Source organism: Psychroserpens sp. AS72, from assembly GCF_038900375.1.
In the GTDB taxonomy this organism is placed as follows: Bacteria; Bacteroidota; Bacteroidia; order Flavobacteriales; family Flavobacteriaceae; genus Psychroserpens.
Genome location: NZ_JBBMRC010000007.1, coordinates 1 through 17969, shown reverse-complemented (window position 1 = coordinate 17969; position 17969 = coordinate 1). Strand labels below are relative to the sequence as shown.

The following is a 17969-nucleotide window of genomic DNA, read 5'->3' as shown; positions in this document are numbered from 1 at the left end:
ATCTTATTTTCAACTGGAAACTGAGACTATGACTGAAAACTCATTGTCAATCTTCTTCAAAAAACTCATCTTTAAAGCCAATAAGATACAATTTTTCTTTAGCTCTCGTAGCAGCAGTATATAACCATCTCATGTAATCTTTATCTATTCCGTTTGGTAGATACGGTTGTTCAACAAAAATGGTATTCCATTGTCCACCTTGTGATTTATGACAAGTTATGGCATATGAAAACTTAACTTGTAAGGCGTTAAAATGCTTATTACCCTTAATTTTCAAGAATTTTTTATAGTTAGATGTTTCATCTTCATAATCTTTTTGAACTTCTTGATACAAACGATTACTGTCTTCATAAGTAAGTGAAGGTGTTTCTGCTTCTATCGTATCTAACAATAAAACGGTTTCAAAAGGTTGCATTTTTGGATAATCAACCATTTGAACTTTGACTTCCGCAAAGCGAAAATCATACAAGGTAGTAATTGAGAAAATCTCTAAGACTTGAATGATATCACCATTTGCAATGAAACCAGCTTCTGTGGTTGGCTTTATCCAGAAGTAATTATTTTTAACGACCATTAAAAAGTCGCCAACTGTCAGTTCGTTCTCATTAAATAGGATTCGGTTTCGTATTTGCTGATTATAAAGATTAGCACGTTTATTACTTCTTACGATAATGGCAGTGTCTTCGTGACCGTTTGCTCCATAAGAATCATTGATCGCATCCATAACTTCATGACCATCTATTAGTCTAACGATGTCTTTAAAACCATTAAGGTTAAACGTAAAAGACTCATAAAAATCATTTTCTATGACTTCTCTAATTCTGGTTGCGTTACTTAAAATTCCGGAATCCTGACTTTGTCTTACGACTTCATCAAGCTCTATACTGATGACGTTTTTATTATAATTTAGTTCTAGTTGTCTTTGATCTAAAGCTGGAGATAAATCTGATTTCACAGGAGGCAACTGTGCTTTATCACCTATAAGAAGCAATTTACAATTATGACCAGAATACACATAGCTCATTAAATCTTCTAATAAGGATGTGCTTTCAAAATTTTTAGGATCTGAAGGTGTATCTGGTATCATAGATGCTTCATCAACAATAAATATGGTATTGCGATGCTTGTTAGGTTGCAAAACAAATTTCACACCTCCTCCTCTATCTTTCTTCGGAAAATAAATCTTTTTATGAATAGTAAAGGCTTCCTTTTTTGAGTAATTTGAGATCACTTTTGCAGCACGACCTGTTGGTGCCAATAAAACTGCGCTTTTTTTAGTGTGCCATAAATTAGTTACTAACGTACCTGTAATACTTGTTTTTCCAGTTCCTGCAAATCCTTTTAAAAGATATAAAGCATTAGAAGAATCATCAAAAACAAAGTTTGATAATTGCTCTAAGGCAATGGTTTGCTTTAGTGTAGGTTTAAAAGGAAACTTTTGTATTAATAGTTTATAAAATTCTGATGCAGTCATTTAAAGATTTGATGTACAAATTGAAATGCAATATAAGGTATAAAGCCGAAACGTTTTAGTTACTACTTAAACATATTTTGTGTAAAAACTCATTTACGCTTTTATCATTTACTAAAAAAATTATGGTATTGAGTATTCGCTATTATTCACTTATGCAGAGCTATACTATTGAAACATAAAATGATGCGAATACAGTACAGAATATCTAATTTTCGCTAAAACTCAAAAAGTTTAAATGAGTTCTTAGAATATGAAAGTTATTTTATATCTTTCACCTTTGATTGAATTTATATCTACAATGTTTTAACGATTAAAAAAAAATTGTAGATTTGTGTAACTCCTTAACAAAATAAAAAAACACTAACTATGTTAAAAGTAATTCTTGTAGTTGTTGGCCTAATTGCACTAACAATTGGTATCGTTTGGCTAATCGATAAATTTGTACCTAAAAAATTAAAACCAGTACTCAATATAATATTATGGGCTTTAATTATATTTCTAGGTTACTTAACGTTTGACTCGGTATATGGAGAAATAAAATTCAATAAACTAAAAGATGAGCGCTATAAAAAAGTTATTGTTCAGCTTAAAGACATTAGAGATGCAGAATTAGCTCATAAAACTGTAAAAGGTCAATTTACAAGTGATTTTGGAAAACTTGTTAATTTTATTGAAACAGGAAAATTTACAATTACACAACGAAGAGACACTACTGTTGTTGATGAAGAATTAACAAAACGTTTTGGTGGTGTAACTATGACAAAGTCTCTAGTATTAATAGACACGTTAGGTTTCGTTTCTGTAAAAGATTCTTTATTTGGTGCAGACACACGTTACAAAACGATGATGAACCTACCAAAAGGCATTGGTCCAGAAGGTTCTAAAGTACAATTAGACGCTGGAGTTTTATCTGAGTCTAACATCCCTGTTTTTGAAGCATCTGTTGATAAAGAAGTGATTTTATTTGATCAAGATAAAAACTTAGTGGCTAAAGAGAAAGAAGTTATGTCTGTAGATGGTGTTAGAGGTTCTAAATTACAAGTAGGCTCAATGCAAGAAGCAGATACTAAAGGTAATTGGCCAAAAAACTTAAGTACTAATAACTAAAATATTGGCACAAAATAGTATAAAAGCAATGTCCATTCAAATTCGTTTGAGTGGACTTTCTTTTTGTATCCTAAATCGTTCTAGCAATGTTGTTGAGTTCATTAAACATGTACATTTAGAAAAGAAGGCAACGCCTTATGAATTACTTAATGAACTCAAAAGCACTATCAATTCTCATCCTGAATTTCAACAATCATTCGACTCTGTAACTTGTATTTATCAAAACGAATTATCTTGTCTTGTGCCTAATGATCTATTTGATGAAAATAATATGGCAGACTATTTAAAATTCAACGCAAAGATTTTAAAAACAGATTTTATAAGCTTCGACAACTTAGTAACAGTAGATAGCTCTAATGTTTATGTACCACTTATAAATATCAATAATTATATTTTTGAAACCTTTGGTAGCTTTGATTACAAACACGCTTCTACTGTGATGATTGAAACTTTATTGCAACAATCAACTCATAACACAGAAACTAACTTTTGTATCAATGTAAATGATAACACATTTGAAATCATAAGTATAGAAAACAAACAACTCCTTTTTTATAATACATTTGAATACTCTTCTAAAGAAGATTTCATTTACTATGTGTTATTTACTATGGAACAATTAAAATTAAATCCAGAAACAATTAAAATAGTACTAACTGGGAAAATTAACTTAGATGATCCACTTTACAACATCCTTTATAAGTATATTAGATTTGTAGAGTTCTTAAAACCAAATTATGGTTTTGATTTTAAAACGGAGTTAGATAACAATCATAGTGATTATATATTATTAAACAGCTTTAGCTAATGCGTATAGTATCAGGCAAATATAAAGGTCGTAGAATAACTGCACCAAAAAAATTACCAGTCAGGCCAACTACAGATATGGCTAAGGAGTCACTGTTTAATATTCTTAACAATCAATATTATTTTGATGATATATCTGTTTTAGACTTGTTTTCTGGAACAGGTAATATCAGTTACGAGTTTGCCTCTCGTGGTACAGAAAGTATAACAGCTGTAGACGAAAATTATGGTTGCATCAAATTCATTAATGAAACTGCAGAGAGTTTTGAAATGTCGATTACAACTATAAAAAGTGATGTCTTCAAATTTTTAGAACGATCGCAACAACAACATACTATTATTTTTGCAGATCCTCCTTACGATTTTCCTACGAAAGAATTTGCTAAAATTCCGCAGTTAGTATTTCAGAATACATTATTAGAAACCGACGGAATATTAATTGTTGAACACTCAAAACATACCGATTTATCTCACTTAGACCACTACACGCACTCAAGAAGTTATGGTGGCAACATGTTTAGTTTTTTCGAGTAAATCTACTTGATTTCAATTTACCGTACATCTCCTCTATTAAAAACAAGTAAGAGCACCTTTATTTGTAGTATAAATCCTAATTAAAATTTATACCTAAATTTATATAACTACAACTCTGAGTTTTTACTCATAAATGTACCTATAAACAAGCTTCTTTCTAGTTCCTACTTTTGATATGTGTTAATAATGGCTATTAAACAACAATTATATTAACCAAAATCAAACAATTATGAGAACATTAAAAAAATCATTAGTATTAGTATTTATGCTTTTATTAGGGTTAACCCTAAACGCACAAAACAGTGACAGTGACGTTGTAGTTACTTTAGAATTTGCAAATGCAAAAACTGCAATCGCAGTTTTACAAGATTATACAAGAGCATTACAAAAAGGTGATGTCGCCACAATGAATGAGCAACTACATGAAAAGGCTATGATTTATGGCTTAGGAGGTGGTTTAGACTCTTTAAATGCTACACAACATAAAGCCTATTTTAAACAAAGCACAGATCAATTTACCCACTCTATTAGTTCAGACTTGTATTTACCTGTAAAAGTTGAAAACAATTGGAATGAAGGTGAATGGATTTTATCTTGGGGAACTAATACTATAACAGATAAAAAAACTAAAAAACAAATAATAGTTCCTTATCACACTGCCTCTATAGTTGAAGGTGGAAAAATTGTATTTATACGTTATTATTACGATATACTTAATGTTGCTACATCTCAAGGTTACACACTAACACCTCCTAAAAAATAAACACATTGTATATTTAAACAAAAACCCTTTACAAATTGTAAAGGGTTTTTTATGAGTAAGTAAATCTATAAGCCGAATCCTGTATCAAAACATAACGTTTTGACCCTTATCATTTATCTACGTTTACTGTTACCAGCAAACTTTAGCTGCCTACCCTCTAGTATCGCGCGTGTACGCTCAAGCACTAGTTTACATGACATTGCACCACATAGAGTTTACCTGGTTTCACTACAGCATAACCTGTACATACTTTCTGTTGCACTTTTCCTCACCTTACGATGGATGGCTGTTAGCCACTATGATTGCACTATGGTGTTCGGACTTTCCTCCATCTCGATAAATCGAAACAGCGATAAGGCGATTTACTTACTGGCAAAAATACGATAATCAAATTTCTAAATCCTAATTCTCAATTTATGAATAATCATTAATTTTTTTTCTAGTATTGAGCGATGTAGAAATATCGGAAATTCTAAAACTCAACACCTAATAATTGTTAATAACTCCATTTAAATCTTAGCAACATAATTCCTATTTTTATACTGAATGTTTAACTTTGTTATTCGCTCAAAAAAGTAAAGTAAATTTGGAACACTTCGTAGTATCAGCTCGTAAATATAGACCCGAAACATTCAAGGATGTTGTTGGGCAGCAAGCTATTACCAATACTTTATTGAATGCTATTGAAAACAATCATTTAGCCCAAGCCCTTTTATTTACTGGTCCACGTGGTGTTGGTAAAACAACTTGTGCTCGTATTTTGGCAAAAATGATTAATAGTGATGGTAGTGAAACAGGTGATGAAGATTTTGCTTTCAACATTTTTGAATTAGATGCAGCATCTAACAACTCTGTTGATGATATTAGAAGTTTAACAGACCAAGTTCGTATTCCTCCACAAGTTGGTAAATACAAGGTTTATATTATTGATGAGGTACATATGTTATCTTCAGCAGCTTTTAATGCGTTTCTTAAAACCCTAGAAGAACCACCAAAACACTGTATTTTCATATTAGCTACTACAGAGAAACATAAAATCATCCCAACCATTTTATCACGTTGCCAGATTTTTGATTTTAAACGTATCACTGTAAAAGATGCTAAAGAGTATTTAAAATATATTGCTAAAGAACAAGGTGTCAATGCCGAAGATGATGCTTTGCACATTATTGCTCAAAAAGCAGATGGAGCTATGCGTGACGCACTTTCTATATTTGATCGTGTGGTAAGTTTCTCCGGAAAAGAGCTGACTAGGCAATCTGTTACCGAAAATTTAAACGTTCTCGATTACGAAACTTATTTTACCAGTACAGATTATATATTGGAGAATAAAATTCCAGAATTACTCGTACAATTTAATACGACACTATCAAAAGGATTTGATGGTCATCATTACATCGCAGGACTAGCATCTCATTTTAGAGATTTATTAGTCTGTAAAAATGAAAAAACTATCGAGCTTCTTGAAGTTGGAGAAGACACAAAAGCTAAATATCTAAAACAGTCTAAAATAGCTCCACAAGACTTTCTTTTAAAAGGTATTGCACTCGCAAATGATTGTGATTTAAAATATAAAGGCAGTAAAAACCAGCGACTTCTGGTCGAACTTTGTCTCATGCAGCTTGCCTCTATCACTTTTGATGGAGAAAAAAAAAATAGCAAATATTACATAATTCCAGCATCTTACTTCAAAGCTAAAGGAATTACTCCTATTCCTGTTACAATTAAAAAAGAGAAACCAACTCAAGATTCTGATACATCGACTACGCTCAGCACGAGCGAAAAAAACAATTCAGAAAACGATAAAAAAACTGTTGATAATCCTGTTACAGCCGAAAAACCTCGACCTGTACTAGATTTAAAGAAAGATCAACGCACATCTGGTTTATCATTAAAAAGTATTAGAGCTAAAAAAGAACATCAAATTAGACAAATGGAAGTTGTCATTGATGTTGATGATTTACCTACTGAAGCATTTACCGAAGAGCAGTTTCACAACGCATGGAATACCTACATCAAGCAACTTCATAAAAAAGGAGAGAAAATCATGGCTTCCATTTTAGAAATGGATACACCAAAACTTAAAGGTATAGATATTCATCTCGCCTATCCAAATGAAACTTTAAAAATCGAATTAGAGCGAGCACAATATCCATTAATGGAATTTATTAAGAAATCACTCAAAAATTTTGATTTAAAATTAGTGATTACTGTCAACGAAGAAATTGCAAAAAAATATGCGTTTACTGCAGAAGATAAATACGAAAAACTAAAAGAGAAAAACCCAAATATTGAATTGCTAAGACAAACTTTTGGCTTAGATATCTAAACCCATTTAACATGAAAAAAACAGTTCTTTTTATTCCAATAATTCTACTATTCGTTTTAACGTCTTGTGAAGGTAGAAAAAGTAAAATTGATCGCATAAACGATGCTGTTTTAGAGTTCAACAATAACCAGACATTAATAGACTTAAGAGATTACAAACCTGAAAGTTATACTGAAATAAAAACTGATTCTATAATTTCTAAAACGTTTAAAGTGAGCATAAAAAATTATGCTATCATGGATCAGGAAATACTCATAAAACAGACTGTTAAAAACTCAAATAAAACGTCTGAATTTCATCGTGTTTTTGAATCTGATATCGTTGTTGCTGTAGAAGATAAGATTATTTATGACAGGCACATTTCCGTAGAAAAATTTAGAGGTTTTGAGTCTTCTGAATTTTGGAATAATGCCACATTAGAACACGTTTGGGTCAACCAAGAAGCATCAAATACGTCAACATTATCATTAGGTATTTCTGTTATCAATCCAAAGAATAATGGATTTAAATTATACGAAATCCTCATTGACAAAACAGGAAACGAGCGTTTAACATTGATTGAAGACCGTAGTTAATTATGTTAGGATTAAAATTACCAACAGATCCACGATGGGTTAATATCGTAGAAAAAAATATTGAAGAGATTCTCACAGATCATGCGTACTGTGAGCAAAAAGCAACGAGTACTGCCATTTCATTGATTGTAAGCTTTCCAGAATATACAGAATTAGTGACTGAAATGACAGCACTCGTTAAAGAAGAAATAAGTCATTTTAAAATGGTACATGATAGAATCATAGCCAAAGGTTGGGTTTTAGGTCGTGATCGTAAAGATGAATATGTGATTCAACTCATTAAATTTTTCCCAAAAGGAGGTAGTAGAACAACGCAACTCGTACACAGATTGCTTTATGCTGCACTTATTGAAGCAAGAAGTTGCGAACGTTTTAGATTACTCTCTGAAGAATTAAAAGACAAAGAACTCGCAGAGTTTTATAGAAATTTAATGGTTAGTGAAGCCAATCATTATACCATGTTTTTAGGTTTTGCTAGACAATATGGAGAACGTGAAGAAGTTGATGAGAAATGGCAACAACTTCTTGATTTTGAGGCAGAAATCATGAAAAATTTGAGTAAAAGTGAAACTATTCATGGATGATTTTTTATCTTAGTATAAAATCTACTAACTCGTGAAACAGTTTTACTTACTTCTTGTTTTATTGTTTTCTTTTAATTTGACGTTTGCTCAAAGTAATTTACTCATAGGAGAATGGTACGTTCAATCTATAAACACAGATGGTGTACAGCACGACAATTACATTGGTGAATTATCTATAGATTTTTCTGAAACAGCTACTGGGTTTGAAGATTATAATGAATTTAATGGTGATTCGCCATGTAATTTTTATTTTGGACAATATGAAATCATTGACTCTGTAACTTTAAATATTCTTGAATTGGGTCAATCTGATTCGTGTAATAATTCTGATGCCTATGGTGCATATTATTACAAGTATAGCTCTATCATTACACCAGATATACAAGGAGTTCCCATAGGTTTTACTTATACTATTGAGGGAACTGGGAATGATCAAATACTAACAATTTTAAACCCAAATGGAGATTACATCATTTACGGCAAAACGGTTCCAACTATAACTATTTTTAAAACTTGGTATTCTTACAGTACTGAAACAGCAGATGGAGTAATTTATCCTTCTCCAATTGATAATACAACCCTAGAGATATCTCCATTTGATAATGGGACAATAAGCATGGGTGTTTTTGGATCGGGAGGTTGTAATGATTTTTTCGCAGATCATAATATGTATTCCTCTAATGAAAATGAATTTAATATTTTCATTTTTAATCAAACCTTTATAGATTGTAGTGAAGATAATTTTTACGAGCCAACTTATTTTTCTGTTCTTAGCAATGAAATTGATGCGATTTTTAGCTACGAACTTCAAGACGACGGTAATACACTAGTTTTAACCAATACCATAGGAGAAGTACTAATATTTGGTGAACAATCGCCTCCTGCAAATATGATTGGTCAATGGTATTTATATAATATGGTCGTAGATGGAAACCAAATTAATAATCCAAGTGGAAGTACTCCAGATATTTTTTTTAGCACAATGCCTGGTGATTTGTTAGGTTTCACATTATTTGGTTCTGGCGTATGTAATGGGTTTCAAAGTGATTATTATTTTAATCCACAACAGACCTTTAATGCTGAATTTATTTCAGCAACCTTGGGAATGTGCAATACTACAGAAGAGGAGCTCTTTGAGAATTATTATTTTACTCAAGTACTAAGTACAGTAAATAGTGGATCTACAGAGTTAGACTACGAAATCACAGGCACTGGTGATGATGCCACTTTAGTTGTCACTAACCTAATAAATGGAAATCAAGCTTTCTATGGCAGACAAGCTTTATCTATTGACGACAACGAGTTTTATAATTCGGAAATATCCTTGTTTAAAAATCCTGTTTCAAATCGTTTAGATATATCAACATCACTAAACGTATTAGGCTCTAACTACGAGATATTTTCTATTACTGGTCAACGGGTTACAAATGGTGTATTAGACTCTAATTCAATTAATGTTAATCAATTACAGTCTGGATTGTACGTCTTAAAAGTGTCAACAGACGAGAACGTGTTTGAAACAGTTAAATTTATCAAGGAATAATATTTCCGCTGAAAAAAATAAAATGCATAAAAAAAGCTTCAGTATAACACTGAAGCTTTTATATTTTATATAATAAAGTAATTAGATTCTAATACCAAATCCAAATTGAAACGTCGTGTTTTGAGCTTCTACATCTGTTAAATCATCATCAAGAATATTACTTAAACCGTAGTGAACACGTGCATCAACGAATAATTCATCATTAATCATGTATTCAACTCCTCCAACTCCAGAAAAAGTGAATGTAGCAAATCCATCATTATCTTTCCATGTTTTTAAACTTGCCATTGGTCCTATACCTACAGTAAATTTATCACTTAATCCAAAACGTGCCATAATTGGCATTTGAATATAGTCTGCTCTTAACTCATCTGCTTTTCCACCTTCAGCAGAATATTGAATTTCTAATTGAACAGAAAAATTGTCTGAAACACCATAATCAACGAATCCTCCAAAGGCAAAACCATTTCTGTGTTGGTTATTAAATGTTGCATCTGGATCAAAATCTAAATTTGAGACATTTAAACCACCTCTAATACCATAGCTCACTTCTTGAGAGAATGACAATGTTGTAACAGTGATAAATAATAGGGTAAGTAAAATTGATTTCATTAGTTTAATATTTAAATTAGGTTTCTCTTTTTTAAGAGAATGAATTCAAAATTATGCTAGCTATTAGCAAAGATTTGAGACTGCTAATATAGGATGAAATTTAAAAATAAAAAATAATTATTGATTTTCAAGGCTTAAAACACATGTAATAATCAATTCTTTAGAGATCTATACTTGATACTGTTTTAAAGTAAACACTTTTTATGATTCCGTCTGCTAAACCAATTTTAGGAACATAAATATCTTTAGCTCCACTCCATTTCATTGCCGATAAATAAATTCTAGTTGCAGGTATAATCACATCTGCACGATCTGGATTAAGTTCAAGCTCAGTAATACGTTCTTCATATGAATACGTTTGAAGTTTATTATAATACGAAGTTAAATAGAAATATGTCAATGGCTTACCAATGGCTTTACCAGAAATTTTAAAAATTTTATTAATGTTACCACCAGAACCTATTAAGTCTAGTACATCATATCCTTTAGTATTAGCTTTAATCCAAATTTCTAGTTCTTGCCACGTTTCTTTTTTAACGATATCGTTAAGCAATCTAACAGTTCCTATTTTAAACGATTTTGATGCAACAGTTTTACCAAGATGAATCACAGTAAACTCGGTACTACCACCACCTACATCTACATAAAGATATGTTTTATCTGGTTTGATATAGGAGTGTAAATCTGTTGCAGCAATAATTGCAGCTTCTTCTTCACCTCCAATAATATCTATATCTATTTTCGCTTTTTTTGAAATAAGTTTGGATAATTCAATGCCATTATCTGCTTCTCGCATTGCAGATGTAGCACAAGCTTTGTAGGTAACCACTTTATGAGATTTCATCAATAATTTAAACGCAAACATGGTATCAAGCATCCGATTCTTATTTCCTTCGGAAATTTCTCCAGTCAAAAACACATCTGCACCAAGTCTAATAGGTACACGTACTAAAGATGTTTTCTTAAACTTTACTGGCTGACCTTTTTGCTCTATAATACTTGAAATTAAAAGTCTAACAGCATTGGACCCAATATCAATTGCCGCATATTTTTTAATGCTTAACATACTATGAATTTAATTTTTCTTTAAAATAATCATAGAGCGCAAATTGAGCCCTTACTTTATCTTTACTATTTCTACGGTATTGATTACTTTGAGAACTATCTACAATTCTCGCCTTTACATTATCGCTCCAGCAAATATCAAAAACATCTAGTAATTCTTTTTTAATATCTTCTTGATAAATAGGGCAACTTACTTCAACTCTATTCTCAATATTACGAGTCATCCAATCTGCCGAAGAAATATAAACCTTTGTATCATTATCATTGCAAAACACATACAGTCTCGTATGTTCTAAAAATTTATCTATAATACTAATAACTTCTATATTTTCACTCATTCCTTTAACACCAGGAACTAAACAACAAATGCCTCGTACTATCATTTGAATTTTGACACCAGCTCTACTAGCTTCATATAATTTATCTACCATTTTGTAACTGGAGATACTGTTTAATTTCAGCTTAATATATGCAGGTTTTCCTTTTTTTACATTCTGTATTTCATTATCAATAAGCGCAAATAATTTTGACTTCGTGTAATGAGGAGATGTTATTATATGTTTATATCGATATATGCGATAATTAGTTTCAAAGAAGTTAAAAACCTTATTAATATCTTTTAAAACTTTTTGATTTGCAGTAAATAATGTAAAATCAGTATATACTTTTGCAGTAGATTCATTGAAATTACCTGTGCTTATAAATCCGTAACGTTTTGTAGAATTTCCTTCCTCACGTTCAATGACACATATTTTACTATGAACTTTTAAGCCTGCAACTCCAAATAATAGATTAACACCTTCATCTTGCATTTGTTCAGCGTAATCTATATTTGCTTGCTCATCAAAACGTGCTCTCAGCTCGATAACTACAGTAACTTTTTTACCGTTTTTAGCAGCATTAATTAATGAACTCGCAATATGCGAAATTTGAGCTAGCCTATAAATAGTAATTTTAATAGAATTCACTTGAGGGTCAAGAGCTGCTTCACGTAAAAACTTTACAACATAAGAGAACGTTTGATAAGGTGTATTAAGCAAATAATCTTTTTTTGCTATAGAACTAAAAATACTGTTTTGAATACTTAGCCCTTTAATTTGAAGAGGTTTTATTTTTTTGTACAGTAAATCTGTTCTTCCTAGACTAGGAAAATCCATATAGTCTCTACGATTATGGTAACGACCTCCTGGAATAACACTGTCTTTAGTTTCTATACCCATTTTAGCCATGAGATAGGCTAAAGTTTCTTCTTCTATAGTTTTATCATATACAAAGCGAACAGGATCTCCTATTTGTCTGTCTTTTACACTATCTGATAGTTTTTCTATAAAACTCTTACTCAAATCACTATCAAAATCTAACTCTCCATCTCTTGTTATTTTAATCATATTAGCGCTGATACTAGTATAATTAAAAATGTTAAAAATATCATCTAAACAATACCTAAGTATATCATCTAAGATTATAATGTAACTTTTACCTTCAATAGATGGAAGTACAATAAAACGATCCATAGATTTTGGAATCTCAATTAGAGCATATTGTTTATGACCATTTTCAAGCTCCATCTTAACTGCCAAATACGCAGAAATATCTTTAAGTACTGGTAACTCCAAAGAATCATTTAGTATTATAGTTACTAAAGCAGGACTAACGTGCTGGATAAAATAGTTTTTTATAAAATCGTGATGCTCTTTATTAATATTTGTTTCATTAACAATGAAAACACCTTCATTTTCTAACTTTTGACCAATATTTGCTAAGATATCTAAACTTGTACTCTGCTGTTTAATAACAACTTGCGTGATGATTTCTAAGAGTTCTGAAGCCTTAATACCTAATTCACTCTTCCCTCCTTTTCCAGCTTCATCAATTCGTTTTACAGTAGCATATCGCACTTTAAAAAATTCATCTAAATTATTAGAAAAAATTCCTAAAAAACGAAAACGCTCAATTAAAGGTACACTTTCATCTGCAGCCTCTTGTAATACTCTATCATTAAATTGAAGCCAGCTTAACTCTCTATTTATATAACTATTTTTATCTTTTGTCATTATTTTAAATCTCTTGGAAAAATTGTAAATCTTGTGTTTCCTTTATTGATTTCTTCCCATGTTTTTATATCAAAATCTATAACTACTAAACCACTAGTTGGAAGATTATCAATAAATGAATTGCCAAATATATTGCAAATAGATGTGAATGCATGATTATGACCAAAAATCATAATATTTTGATAATTTACATCAATCGTTTTTAAAAAATTAATGACTTGTTCTCCTCCAAAATCATATAACTCATCTACAATTGCCAATTTACTGTTATCAAAATTTAAATTATTTATAAAAATCTTACAAGTTGACAAAGCTCGATTTGCAGGACTAGAATATACTTTATCTAGCACTAACTCTCTATTTTTAAAAGCAATAGAAACCAAAGTAGCATCGTTCTTTCCTCTCTTTTTCAATGGTCGTTTTTTATCGCCAACATTGTGCTCCCAAGAAGATTTTGCATGCCTAACTAGTACAAGTGTTTTCATTTTTTATTCGTTTAAATGCATTTTTTATCGATAAAATGTTGTATAATTCCGTTTTAACGAGTATTTTGCTCCCTTTAACATTAAAATTTGTCAAACCTATTAGTAATCAGTTCATTTGTAAAGTTAATTTATATAATAACCCCAAGTCAAAAATATATTAATAAATCCATTTCAATGGTATTGTTTACCATTGTTCTTCCCTCAAAATATCTTGATTATAAAATTAGGCAAAACATGTTTAATTGATAAGCAATTTATTTAACCAAAGAAAAATACAACATCGCAAAGCGACCATAAAATTTGTTAATCAATTTTTAACTATGAAAGCAATTATAACACTAGTTTTTGTTCTGCTTACTATCCTGTCATCTTATGGGCAAGATTTAAAGCTATCAATTCTTAAAGGGACAGATAAACCGAATTCTGAAAAGGAACACCTCTATTTATTAGGAGTTACAAATACAGGAAATATAAAAATGTCGTTTTCAATCTCGGCGATAAATAAACAATGTGTTGATGAAAAATCTAGTCAAATCGATCTTTCACATCAAATTATGAATAAGTATAAAGCTACACAAGCTGATCAACTAAATCTTAAACCTGGAGAATCAATTGAAGTATATGTCAAAATTTCTAGACCACTAAATGCAAAACTTAATTCGTGGAATTGCACTGAAATTAAGGCTATTTCAAGTAATGGTAATGCCGTGAGCAATGCTATTATTATTGAGTCGTTGATACCAGATCCAAAAGATTTTAATTAATCCTACTATAAAAAACTAAACTTTCGGGTGTATGAAAAACGCTACTCAATTCCCCATATTTTACAAAGTCTTTTTTGGGCTTGCCTTGCTTCTAAGCTTTGCTTCATTTGCTCAAGTAAAAGAGATTTTTACGCCACGTTTTAACCAAACAATTAAGGGTGATGTTACTATTATAGCAAATAACATGCTTTCTAGAACAGCAACTGAAAATTATACAGGTAGCAGTGGAAACCATGATTTTACAGACAATGTCTATGTTGACATTGATGGTAATACTGGTATAGGAAGCAGTACATTCAACTCTAGTAGTGCTAATTTTTCTAATCCTGAGCCATCATTAACATGTTTAAGTATTAAAAAAGCATATTTATATTGGGCTGCTGCTGATAAAGAACCAACTTCGGATGCCAATTCTGAAAATCAATCCAACTGGAATTACAATGATGTAAAACTAATGTTGCCTGGACAAACTAACTATACCACTCTAACTGCAGATGAAGTTATTTTTAGAGGAAGAGATACACACTTTAGTAATGATCCATACATATGTATTAAAGATATCACCAATGCGGTTTTAGGTGTACCAAATCCATATGGAAAATATCAAGTTGCCAATGTAGAAGCTAAAATAGGTAGTCTTACCTCACATCCTAGTGGTAATACTGGAACTTCTGGCGGATGGCAAGTTGTTTTTATTTATGAAAGTCCAAAATTACCTTCAAAAAATGTTAGTATTTTTGATGGTTATGCACACGTAAGAGATGGTGATTCAGGTATCGATAATGATTTTGATATAAACTTTAATGGTTTTCAAACAATACCAATCGGACCAGTTAGCGCTAAAATTGTGATCGGTTCTTTAGAAGGTGATAGAGATTTAAGTGGTGATAAACTTCAAATAAAGAATGTAATTAACAATTTTGTAGACATTTCAGCACCTGAAAGAGGTTCTAATAATTTTTTCAATAGTAGAATAACGGTAGGTAATTCTAATTTTACAGATAGAAATCCTGCAAGTACCAATACATTAGGTTTTGATGCTGCAGTATTTTCATTAGATAATGGATATCCATTCAATACAGTTATTGGGAATAACCAAACTTCTGCAACTATAAGACTTACGTCTAATCAAGAAACTTACGGATTATACTTATTAGGATTATCTGTAGACGTTTGGGCTCCAGATCTTAACCCAATTGAAATGGTTTTAAATTCTGGTGCTAACCCAACTGATGCTGGTGAAAATTTAGGATTTGATTTCGACATACTAAATTTAGGTAATGATAATGCTGTTAATTTAGAAATTTCAACCATTCTTCCTCCTCAAGTAGAATTTTTAGGTACAAGTTCATTACTTAATGGAATTACATATAACTTTAATACAACCACTCGAGAACTAAAATTTAATTTTATAGACGGTTTAGTTAATGTTGGAAGTCCATCAATAAATATCGGTTTAAATATAGTAGTAAAAGATGAATGTTATTTCTTGGAAGAAAATTGTGATCGAACATTCGAATTACAGTTTACTGCAACATACAATGGAGTTCTTAATCCTATTAAACAAACGACATTTAGTTCGGCTACATTAGACGAATGTAATATTGGTGTACAAGATCCTTCAGTAATTACGGTAAATATGCCAGCTGAAGCAACTTGGTCTAATCCACCAAATGATTTAGATAGAAATATTGATTGTAATGACCAAAGTGCACTTGATAATGCTTTATCATTAGAACCTGAAACAGATAAATGCGACTTTACTTATACTAAAACTACTGGAAATTTTGTATCTGATCCAAATTGCCCAAGTTCTGGAACTTATACAAATTCATGGACTTTTACCGATTCTTGTGGAAGAACTAGTCCACCTTACGTTCAGGTAATTACAATTGGAAACCCAAATAATCCTGAATTTAATGAAGCATTACCACAAAATGAAACAGTGCAATGTGATGATGTTCCTGATGCTCCAACACTTACAGCTACTGTGAGTTGTGGAACTATATCAGTTAACTATGAACAAACTAGAACTAATACAGAATGTGATAATGAATATACATTAACACGTACATGGACTGCTACAGATGATTGTAATAATGAAACAATACATACTCAAGTTATTACAGTCATAGATACAACCAATCCAACCTTAAATGTTCCTGCTGACACTACAATTCAATGTACCGAAAGTACTGCGCCTTCAGATACTGGTAATGCTACAGGAACTGATAACTGCGGAAATGTAACTATTACTTTTGAAGATAATTCAATAAATTCTTGCGGAAACACAGAAACTATTACTAGAACTTGGACTGCTACAGATGAATGTGGCAATCAAACATCAGATACACAAACAATAACTGTTGTGGACACAACTCCTCCAACATTAACAGTTCCTGCTGATGCTACAATTGAATGTTCAACTAGTACAGTTCCTTCAGCAACTGGAACTGCAACTGCAACGGATACATGTGGAACTGTTACAGTAACTTTTGTCGATTCTTCTGTGGCTGCATGTGGAAATACTGAGACCATTACTAGAACTTGGACTGCTACTGATGCTTGTGATAACACAACGTCTCAAGAACAAATTATTACTGTTGAAGACACAACTCCTCCAGTAATTACAATACCTACTAATAAAATTAGAGAGTGTGGTGAAGATACTAATCCACCAAATACTGGAGTTGCTACTGCTACAGATAACTGCGGAAATGCAACTATAAGCTATTCAGATTCAACTGTTGCAGATTGTGGAAATACTCAAGTCATTTCTAGAACTTGGACTGCTGTCGATGAATGTGGAAACTCAACTTCAGAAATTCAAACAATTACAGTTGAAGACGATGAAGCTCCTACACTAAGTATCCCTTCAGATATTGATGTTGAATGTACAGAAAGTACAGATCCTTCAGCTACTGGAACGGCTACTGCTACTGATACCTGCGGAAATGTTATTGTAACATTCAATGATGAAACAGTTGCAGCATGTGGATCTACTGAAACTATTACTAGAACTTGGACAGCTACTGATGATTGTGGTAATACAATTTCAGAAATTCAAGCAATTTCAGTTGTTGATACCATCGCTCCAGATGTAACTGGATGTACTGTAGAAAACACAACTCTAGAATGTACAGATACTAATAATGAAACACTTGCTGATGCTTGGAATACTGCAAATATTGCTGCGCTTGAAGCTTGTGCTGTAGATTCATGTGATACTGATTTTACTGGTCAAGTCACTTCAAATTATGACTTTGCTAACTT

Annotated in this window: 14 protein-coding genes, 1 other RNA gene and 1 pseudogene; 10 read left to right on the top strand and 6 right to left on the bottom strand. The window is 31.5% G+C overall.

The annotated features are described in order from the left end of the window. Positions 1–46: 46 nt before the first annotated feature. Positions 47–1474: an ATP-binding domain-containing protein gene (locus WNY78_RS13080; protein ID WP_342873655.1), complete on the bottom strand. Its 1428-nt coding sequence runs from the start codon at positions 1472–1474 to the stop codon at positions 47–49. 366 nt (positions 1475–1840) lie between these two features. On the opposite strand from WNY78_RS13080, the gene WNY78_RS13075 reads away from it, so the two are divergent. The 4 genes from WNY78_RS13075 (at position 1841) to WNY78_RS13060 (ending at position 4685) form a co-directional block, all read left to right on the top strand. Next, positions 1841–2581 (top strand): hypothetical protein, encoded by a 741-nt coding sequence (locus WNY78_RS13075; protein WP_342873654.1) that lies wholly within the window; start codon positions 1841–1843, stop codon positions 2579–2581. A gap of 28 nt (positions 2582–2609) precedes the next feature. Beyond that, entirely contained in the window at positions 2610–3389 is a 780-nt protein-coding gene (locus WNY78_RS13070; protein ID WP_342873653.1) for a DUF3822 family protein, read from the top strand. Beyond that, positions 3389–3922 (top strand): RsmD family RNA methyltransferase, encoded by a 534-nt coding sequence (locus WNY78_RS13065; RefSeq protein WP_342873652.1) that lies wholly within the window; start codon positions 3389–3391, stop codon positions 3920–3922. Before WNY78_RS13070 ends, WNY78_RS13065 begins: the two co-directional genes overlap by 1 nt. A 229-nt stretch (positions 3923–4151) precedes the next feature. Continuing rightward, complete coding sequence (locus tag WNY78_RS13060) at positions 4152–4685, top strand: hypothetical protein (RefSeq protein WP_342873651.1); 534 nt, start codon at positions 4152–4154, stop codon at positions 4683–4685. Between the two features lie 52 nt (positions 4686–4737). On the opposite strand, the gene rnpB is transcribed toward WNY78_RS13060, so the two are convergent. Then, an RNA gene (gene rnpB, locus WNY78_RS13055) (RNase P RNA component class A) lies at positions 4738–5054 on the bottom strand. Between the two features lie 217 nt (positions 5055–5271). On the opposite strand from rnpB, the gene dnaX reads away from it, so the two are divergent. From dnaX to WNY78_RS13035, 4 genes are read left to right on the top strand one after another with little or no spacing between them, the layout of a single operon-like run. Beyond that, positions 5272–7014, top strand: a complete 1743-nt coding sequence (gene dnaX, locus WNY78_RS13050) for a DNA polymerase III subunit gamma/tau (protein WP_342873650.1) — start codon at positions 5272–5274, stop codon at positions 7012–7014. 11 nt (positions 7015–7025) lie between these two features. After that, a complete protein-coding gene (locus WNY78_RS13045; RefSeq protein WP_342873649.1) occupies positions 7026–7589 on the top strand; it encodes a hypothetical protein in 564 nt (187 codons plus the stop codon). A gap of 2 nt (positions 7590–7591) precedes the next feature. Further along, positions 7592–8173, top strand: a complete 582-nt coding sequence (locus tag WNY78_RS13040) for a tRNA-(ms[2]io[6]A)-hydroxylase (RefSeq protein WP_342873648.1) — start codon at positions 7592–7594, stop codon at positions 8171–8173. Positions 8174–8204: 31 nt separating this feature from the next. Continuing rightward, positions 8205–9716 carry a T9SS type A sorting domain-containing protein gene (locus tag WNY78_RS13035; RefSeq protein ID WP_342873647.1) on the top strand — a complete coding sequence of 504 codons (1512 nt, stop codon included), beginning with the start codon at positions 8205–8207 and terminating at the stop codon, positions 9714–9716. Positions 9717–9797: 81 nt separating this feature from the next. Here the strand turns inward: WNY78_RS13035 and WNY78_RS13030 are convergent, their stop codons facing one another. From WNY78_RS13030 to WNY78_RS13015, 4 genes are all read right to left on the bottom strand, one after another. After that, positions 9798–10328 (bottom strand): porin family protein, encoded by a 531-nt coding sequence (locus WNY78_RS13030; protein ID WP_342873646.1) that lies wholly within the window; start codon positions 10326–10328, stop codon positions 9798–9800. 160 nt (positions 10329–10488) lie between these two features. Continuing rightward, a complete protein-coding gene (locus tag WNY78_RS13025) occupies positions 10489–11394 on the bottom strand; it encodes an exopolyphosphatase (protein ID WP_342873645.1) in 906 nt (301 codons plus the stop codon). Position 11395: 1 nt separating this feature from the next. Further along, entirely contained in the window at positions 11396–13447 is a 2052-nt protein-coding gene (ppk1, locus tag WNY78_RS13020; protein ID WP_342873644.1) for a polyphosphate kinase 1, read from the bottom strand. Continuing rightward, positions 13447–13932 carry a histidine phosphatase family protein gene (locus WNY78_RS13015; RefSeq protein WP_342873643.1) on the bottom strand — a complete coding sequence of 162 codons (486 nt, stop codon included), beginning with the start codon at positions 13930–13932 and terminating at the stop codon, positions 13447–13449. The genes ppk1 and WNY78_RS13015 overlap by 1 nt, the downstream gene beginning before the upstream one ends. A 320-nt stretch (positions 13933–14252) precedes the next feature. Between WNY78_RS13015 and WNY78_RS13010 the strand changes: the two genes are divergently transcribed. Both WNY78_RS13010 and WNY78_RS13005 read left to right on the top strand, forming a co-directional pair. After that, the gene (locus WNY78_RS13010; RefSeq protein WP_342873642.1) at positions 14253–14696 is read left to right on the top strand and encodes a hypothetical protein; all 444 of its coding nucleotides are present in this window, start codon (positions 14253–14255) and stop codon (positions 14694–14696) included. Positions 14697–14727: 31 nt separating this feature from the next. Further along, positions 14728–17969 (top strand): annotated as a pseudogene (locus tag WNY78_RS13005) (hypothetical protein); the annotation flags it as partial.